Origin of the sequence: Pseudorhizobium endolithicum, assembly GCF_902153245.2 — a bacterium.
GTDB classification, from domain to species: Bacteria; Pseudomonadota; Alphaproteobacteria; order Rhizobiales; family Rhizobiaceae; genus Neorhizobium; species Neorhizobium endolithicum.
Genome location: NZ_CABFWF030000001.1, coordinates 549,144 through 555,408, shown reverse-complemented (window position 1 = coordinate 555,408; position 6,265 = coordinate 549,144). Strand labels below are relative to the sequence as shown.

The 6,265-nt window shown below is 65.2% G+C and carries 7 protein-coding genes and 1 tRNA gene; 3 read left to right on the top strand and 5 right to left on the bottom strand.

The window, feature by feature from the left end; translation table 11 throughout:
- Positions 1 to 75: 75 nt before the first annotated feature.
- The 4 genes from RTCK_RS02865 to xylF form a co-directional block, all read right to left on the bottom strand.
- Positions 76 to 152 (bottom strand) — tRNA-Arg (locus RTCK_RS02865).
- Positions 153 to 321: 169 nt separating this feature from the next.
- Entirely contained in the window at positions 322 to 1,107 is a 786-nt protein-coding gene (locus tag RTCK_RS02860) for an ATP-binding cassette domain-containing protein (protein WP_142519966.1), read from the bottom strand.
- A 13-nt stretch (positions 1,108 to 1,120) separates the two neighbouring features.
- Entirely contained in the window at positions 1,121 to 2,434 is a 1,314-nt protein-coding gene (locus RTCK_RS02855; RefSeq protein ID WP_142519967.1) for a sugar ABC transporter permease, read from the bottom strand.
- 156 nt (positions 2,435 to 2,590) lie between these two features.
- Positions 2,591 to 3,631, bottom strand: a complete 1,041-nt coding sequence (gene xylF, locus RTCK_RS02850) for a D-xylose ABC transporter substrate-binding protein (RefSeq protein ID WP_142519968.1) — start codon at positions 3,629 to 3,631, stop codon at positions 2,591 to 2,593.
- Positions 3,632 to 3,834: 203 nt separating this feature from the next.
- Here xylF and RTCK_RS02845 point away from each other — a divergent pair, with 203 nt between their 5' ends.
- On the top strand, positions 3,835 to 5,058 hold the full coding sequence (locus tag RTCK_RS02845; RefSeq protein WP_142591404.1) for an ROK family transcriptional regulator: 1,224 nt from the start codon (positions 3,835 to 3,837) through the stop codon (positions 5,056 to 5,058).
- 4 nt (positions 5,059 to 5,062) lie between these two features.
- Positions 5,063 to 5,290 (top strand): DUF3329 domain-containing protein, encoded by a 228-nt coding sequence (locus RTCK_RS02840; protein WP_185927881.1) that lies wholly within the window; start codon positions 5,063 to 5,065, stop codon positions 5,288 to 5,290.
- On the opposite strand, the gene RTCK_RS02835 is transcribed toward RTCK_RS02840, so the two are convergent.
- The gene (locus RTCK_RS02835; RefSeq protein WP_142591402.1) at positions 5,272 to 5,757 is read right to left on the bottom strand and encodes a hypothetical protein; all 486 of its coding nucleotides are present in this window, start codon (positions 5,755 to 5,757) and stop codon (positions 5,272 to 5,274) included. The two genes, RTCK_RS02840 and RTCK_RS02835, sit on opposite strands and share 19 nt — an antisense overlap.
- A 162-nt stretch (positions 5,758 to 5,919) precedes the next feature.
- Here RTCK_RS02835 and RTCK_RS02830 point away from each other — a divergent pair, with 162 nt between their 5' ends.
- Entirely contained in the window at positions 5,920 to 6,246 is a 327-nt protein-coding gene (locus tag RTCK_RS02830; protein ID WP_142591400.1) for a hypothetical protein, read from the top strand.
- Positions 6,247 to 6,265 lie beyond the last annotated feature (19 nt).

Sequence of the window (6,265 nt, the reverse complement as noted above, 5' to 3'; positions counted from 1 at the left end):
GTTCGGCACGAGGTTGTCACCCATGTCTTAGGTACAGTCTGTTACCTATGTCTCCGGGTCGGACACGAGAAGAAATGGCGCACCCGACAGGATTCGAACCTGTGACCTTTGGAATCGGAATCCAACACTCTATCCAGCTGAGCTACGGGTGCTAACCGCCGGCGAGTCTGGCCCGCCGCTCCGATGGGTGCTTCCTTACCCCAGGACGTCGCCCGCATCAATGCCCCATCGCGGGAAGGGACGCGGAAAAATCGAGGCGGGCTGGAGCGGCCTCTAAAGCCGCCCGCCGGCCGCGGTGGGGACGGAGAGGGGCTGGTCCGCTCAAGCCACCATCATGGCGCCCGGTCCGGGTGTCGCACCGGGCGGGCACTTGCCGAGGATGATCATGCCGAGCACTTCATCCTTGGTCACGTCCTCGGTCCGGGCATGCCCGACGACCTGACCGTTCTTCATCACGAAGACGCGGTCGGCGAGGTCGAAGACGTCGTGGATGTCGTGGCTGATCAGGAAGATGCCGATCCCCTCCCGCTTCAGCTGCTTGATGAGATCGCCCACCTGGGCCGTCTCGTGGGGGCCGAGGGCGGCGGTCGGCTCGTCCATGATCAGGATGCGGGCGTCGAAGAGAATCGCGCGGGCGATCGCCACCGACTGCCGCTGGCCGCCTGACAGCGCCTTCACCGGCTCCTTGAAGCGCTTGAAGTTGGGGTTGAGGCGCCCCATCACCTTGCGGGCGTTGGCCTCCATGGCGACGTCGTCCAGCGTGCCCCAGGGCGTCTGCAGTTCGCGTCCCAGATAAAGGTTGGCGGCGGCATCGACGTTGTCGGCCACGGCGAGCGTCTGGTAGATCGTCTCGATGCCGAATTTCTTGGCGTCGCGCGGGTTCTTGATGTCGGCGGGCTCCCCGTTGATGAGGATCTCGCCCGCATCCCGGCGGTAGGCGCCGGACAGGATCTTGATCAGCGTCGACTTGCCTGCGCCGTTGTGGCCGAGCAGGGCGACGACCTCGCCCGGATAGAGATCGATGCTGGCATTCTCCACGGCATGGATCCCGCCGAAGGAGATGGAAATGTTCCTCATTTCCACGAGCGGAGTGTGTTGGTCCGTCACGATGAAACTCCTGTTACTTTGCGCGGGCGCGATAGACGGTGTCGAGCCAGACGGCGAGCACCAGGACGGCGCCGACGACGATGCGCTGCAGCGGCGTGTCGATGCCGAGCAGGACCATGCCGGACTGGAGGGACTGCATGACGAGCGCCCCGAGCATGGCGCCGGCGATCGTGCCCATGCCGCCGGAGAGCGAGGTTCCTCCGATCACGGCGGCGGCGATGGTGTAGAGTTCGTCGAGTTCGCCCTGGGCATTGGTGGCCGCGTTGAGGCGAGCCGTGGAGATGGCGGCGGCGATGGCGCAGAGCATGCCCATCAGCGCGAAGATGCGGATCGTCACCCAGCGGGTCTTGATGCCGGCGAGCTCTGCCGCCTCGGGATTGCCGCCGATGGCGAAGACATAGCGGCCGAAGCGCAGCCGCGTTGCGATGAAGGTCATGACGATGCCGACGGCGATGGCGATCAGCACCGGCACGGCGATCCCGTGCGAGATCAACAGCCCGCCCTCGGGCCAATCGATGCCGTTCGCCTCGGCATGGCGGCGGGCGATGGCGACGGGCCAGTAGTAGCTGTTGGCGACCATCACGACCCCGAGCACGATCAGGCAGCCGATCGCCCCGATCACGTATTCGGCCCAGACGGGCTTGCGCGGAAAGGCGAAGCGCTTGCGCTGGCGGCGGGCGTTGACGATCGCCGCGACGATGGCCAGGCAGGCTACCACGCCGACCACCCAGCTCCAGGTGGCGCCGATCGAACCCTCGGTGCCGCCGCCCATGAGGCGGAAGGTGGCGTTCATCGGGGCGACCGTCTGGCCGCTCGTGACGAACCAGGTGGCACCGCGCCAGACCAGCAGCCCGCCGAGCGTGACGATGAAGGAGGGGACGCCGAGGAAGGCGATGATGGCGCCGTGCAACGTGCCGATCAGTCCGCCCACCACGAGACCGGCGGCAAGCGCGAGGATCCAGATGGCGGGGTGGTCGAAGCCCAGCAGTTGCGGCAGGATCTGCGCCTGCATCACGCCCATGATCATGCCGGTGAAGCCGAGGATCGAACCCACCGAGAGGTCGATGTTGCGGGTGACGATCACCAGGACCATGCCCGTCGCCATCACCGCCACGGAGGAGGTCTGGACGGTCAGGTTCCAAAGATTGCGGGGGGTCAGGAATAGTCCGCCGGTGAGGAAGTGGAAGCCCAGCCAGATGATCAGCAGGGCGCCGACCATGCCGAGCAGGCGCGTATCGATCTCGGTGGCGCGAAAGAAGCGCGTCACCAGGTTGGCGTCCGACTGTCGCGGTCCGCTGGTTGTCGTAGAATGCATCGTATCGGCCATTCCTGCCGTTCCCCACCTCTTGGACGCGACGATCGCCCTGTCTTTCGGATTCGATCGCGCCGGCTGCGGGCAGTTCGTCCGAACTGCCTCCTCATGACGAAACCCGGCGTTACGGCCTGGGCGGTAACGCCGGGATCTTCCGGTTCAGGCTGCGGATCAGTCGCAGGCGGCGACCGAGCCGGCCTTCACGCCCTGGCAGGCTTCTTCCTTGCTGATCCAGCCGGCCTCGATGACAACGTTGAGGTTGTCCTTGGTGATCGGCAGCGGTGCGAGGAAGACCGACTTCATCTCGGCGCCCTTCGGCCCGCCGGTGAAGGTCTGCACGTTCGGGATCTCGTCCATGGTCTTGCCGCCGGCAAGCGCCAGTGCGATCTCGGCGGCATTCTTGCCGAGTTCACGGGAGTCCTTCCAGACGGAAACGGTCTGCGTGCCGAGCGCAACACGGTTCAGCGCCGCCTTGTCGGCATCCTGGCCGGAGACCGGAACGGAGCCTGCGAGACCCTGTGCGTCGAGCGCGGCAATCGCGCCGCCGGCGGTGCCGTCGTTCGAGGCGACGACAGCGTCGACCTCGTTGTTGTTGGCCGTCAGGAACTGCTCCATGTTCTTCTGGGCATTTTCCGGCTTCCAGCCGTCGGTATAGGCCTCGCCGACATTCTTGATCTTGCCGGCGTCCATGGCCTCCTTCAGCACTTCCAACTGACCGGAGAAGAGGAAGTCGGCATTCGGATCGGACGAGGAACCCTTGATGAAGACGTAGTTGCCTTCGGGCGCCACCTTGAATACTTCGCGGGCCTGCATGCGGCCGACTTCCTTGTTGTCGAAGGTGATGTAGAAGGCCTCCGGGTTCTCGATCAGGCGGTCGTAGCCGACCACTGGAATGCCTTCGGCGGTCGCCTTCTCGATGGCCGGGCCGATGGCGTCGGAATCCTGCGCCAGAACGATCAGGGCATTGGCGCCCTGCGAGATCAGCGACTCGACGTCGGTGAGTTGCTTGGCGGCGGACGACTGGGCGTCGGCCGAGATATACTTCGCGCCGGCTGCCTCGAGGGCCCCCTTGATGGCGGCCTCGTCCGTCTTCCAGCGCTCCTCCTGGAAGTTGGACCAGGAGACGCCCACGACCAGTTCCTGGGCAAGCGCTGCGGTCTGCATGGAAACGACGATGGCTGCTCCGGCCATCAGCTTGACGATCGACTTCATATTGTCCTCCCGAGTGACGGCGGATGGCCAAAGCCTCCGTGCTCTCCCCCCGCCAGATTAGCTGCCGGTCAAAGCAGGATCGCTTTTTTCTCGACAGTCGAGAAATTAACTGTCAGAGATTTTCAGGGGAGTCAATCAGGTGGATTGAGTGATGCCGCCTCTTAGACTATCGGATGAGAAACCCGAGGGAGACGCAGGCATAGATGCTGGCCAAGTCGAGCACCGAGCTGGTCCGGCAACAGAACAGCGCCCTGGTCCTTTCGGTGCTGCGCCGGCAGGGCCGGCTGTCGCACACACAGATCTCGGAAGCTACGGGCCTCTCCTCGGCCACGGTCTCCGCCATAACGGCCGATCTCGAGCGCTGCGCCATCATCGAGAAGAGCGAGCAGCAGGCTGCCACCGGCCGCGGACGGCCGCGGGTCCTGTTCAGCCAGAGGCGCGGCTGCGGCTATCTCATCACCGTCATCATCTCCTCCGATGCCATCCAGTATTCCCTGGTGGACTATGCCGGGACGCTGCTCGACCGTTTCGCGGAGATACGCCGCGAGGGATCGCCGGAGGAATTCGTCGCGGCGATTTCCGCCGGCCTGAAACGGGCGGCTGAGCGGTCGGCCGTCGATCCCGAAGAGGTTCTCCTCGTCTCGATCAGCAGCAAGGGGCTCGTCAGTCCGGAGGCACCGGTGCTCGTCTGGTCGCCGATGCTGGGCTCCAGGGCAGTCGATTTTCGGGTGGCGCTCGGCCATGAATGGGGAGCCAAGGCCGTCCTGAACAACGAAACGCTGCTGGTGGCGAAGGCCTTGCAGCAGCGTCTGGCCCATGGCGCCGTGCCGCCCGCCAATCTCGCGGCCATTTCGCTCGGGCACAGCATCGGTCTCGGCATCGCGAGGACGCTCCGGGAGGGCGAGACGGAACTCTCCGCGCCGAACTTCGGGCACATGCTGCACATACCGGGCGGCGCATTGTGCCGTTGCGGTGCGCGGGGCTGCATCGAGGCCTATGCCGGCTTCTATGCCGTTCTGCGGGCTGCGTTCGAAGTGCCGCTCGACACGGTCCCGGCCAAGATCGTTCCGCTGTCGGAGGTCGACAAGATCGCCGTGCGGGCCCGCCAGGGCCAGCGCATGGCGGGGTTTGCCTTCCGCCAGGCGGGCATCGCGCTCGGCAACGGCATCTCGCGGCTCTTGAGCCTGCATGGCCACATGCCGGTCTTCATCACGGGTCCCGGCATGCGCTATTACGATCTCCTGCAGTCGGGTATCCAGGAAGGGCTGGCGCAGACCCATGTCGTGCGCCTTTCGGGAATGCCGCAGGTGGAGGTCGTGGCGGACGAGCCGGCACTCGTCTACGAAGGCCATCTCGGGCTTGCGTTTTCGCGCATAGACGGGGATATCCTTGCCCTGCGGACGCCGCTTCAGGCGGCAGGAGAGTAAAAGAATGATCGATCTCGACCACCCGTTCTACCGGCCGCTCTGGGCAAGGCTGCTGATCGTCGGCGTGTGCCTGGCCTGGTCTGGGTTGGAATTCTGGAGCGGCGCACCGCTCTGGGGCACGATTGTCGGCGGTCTCGGCCTCTACGCCGCCTACAAGCTTTTCTATGAATTCCATCGCAGGGGAACGGGCGGCCACTCGTCCGGCGGGGGCGCTCAGGACGAGCGCCAGTAAAGATCCTTCACGGCCCGGTCGATCAGGAGGTTCGCCGTCTTCATCCTGAGCGTCGCCCTGGCCCGGAAGATTTCCGGCACAAGGTCCGGGTGATTGTTTCTGGCAAAGCGGCGGCGCTTCTCAGCCAGCGTTTCGGCCGTATCGGCTGCGGCGATGGCGAGGTCTTCGGCGATCTCCGCCTCGGAAAGGCGCAGGAGGTACGCCGGCACCGGCGGCGGCTCCGGTTCCCGCGCCGGAGGCTCCGGACCGGTTTCGGGCTTGGGCGGCGGCATGTCGGACAAGAGCTCGAGATAGGAATCCGGCACCTGGACCGCCTCCGGCGCGTTTTCATACGTCGTCGAGGCAACGAAGCCGGCGCTGAGCCCGGCCAGCCGGAAGGCGGGCGCGGCGGATGCGTCGTCCTCTCCTTTGTCTTCTTCGTCCAGCCGGGTCAGCACCGACTGGAACAGCGATTGTCCGACCAGCATGCCTCGCGCTCCTTCCTGTCGACTAGATCATCCGGAGGTGGTGCCGGGCTTGTGGCGAGCCTGCCGCAGCGGATCGATCGTACCTGACGAAGAGCAAGTGTTTTAACCAGCTGTAAAACCGCTCCCATTATGGTCTTGCCGCGGATTATAGGCGGGGGCGTCATGAGTGAAATCCAGAACCGGACCATAAAGCTTCTGCAGCTGGAGCAGGCGTCGCGCGACGGAAGGCAGCCCGATTTCCGGCTCCAGATGCTGCAGGCGTCGCTGGCGCTCTACCGGGACCTGGGCGGCGCCGAGGATGCCGGTTACAAGCTCTTGCACAAGGCGTTCGAGCGGGAGCCCGAAGACGTGCCTACCTCGGTGGGCAACCTGATGATCGCTCTCGCTGCCCTCAGCCAGCAGCAGGACATGGACATGATGCAGGCAGCCTACAACGTCCTCCGCGCCCGCCTGCGGCAGCTGGCACCGCCACCCTGTGCGGCGGAATAGCCGGTAAAGTGGGCGGCCG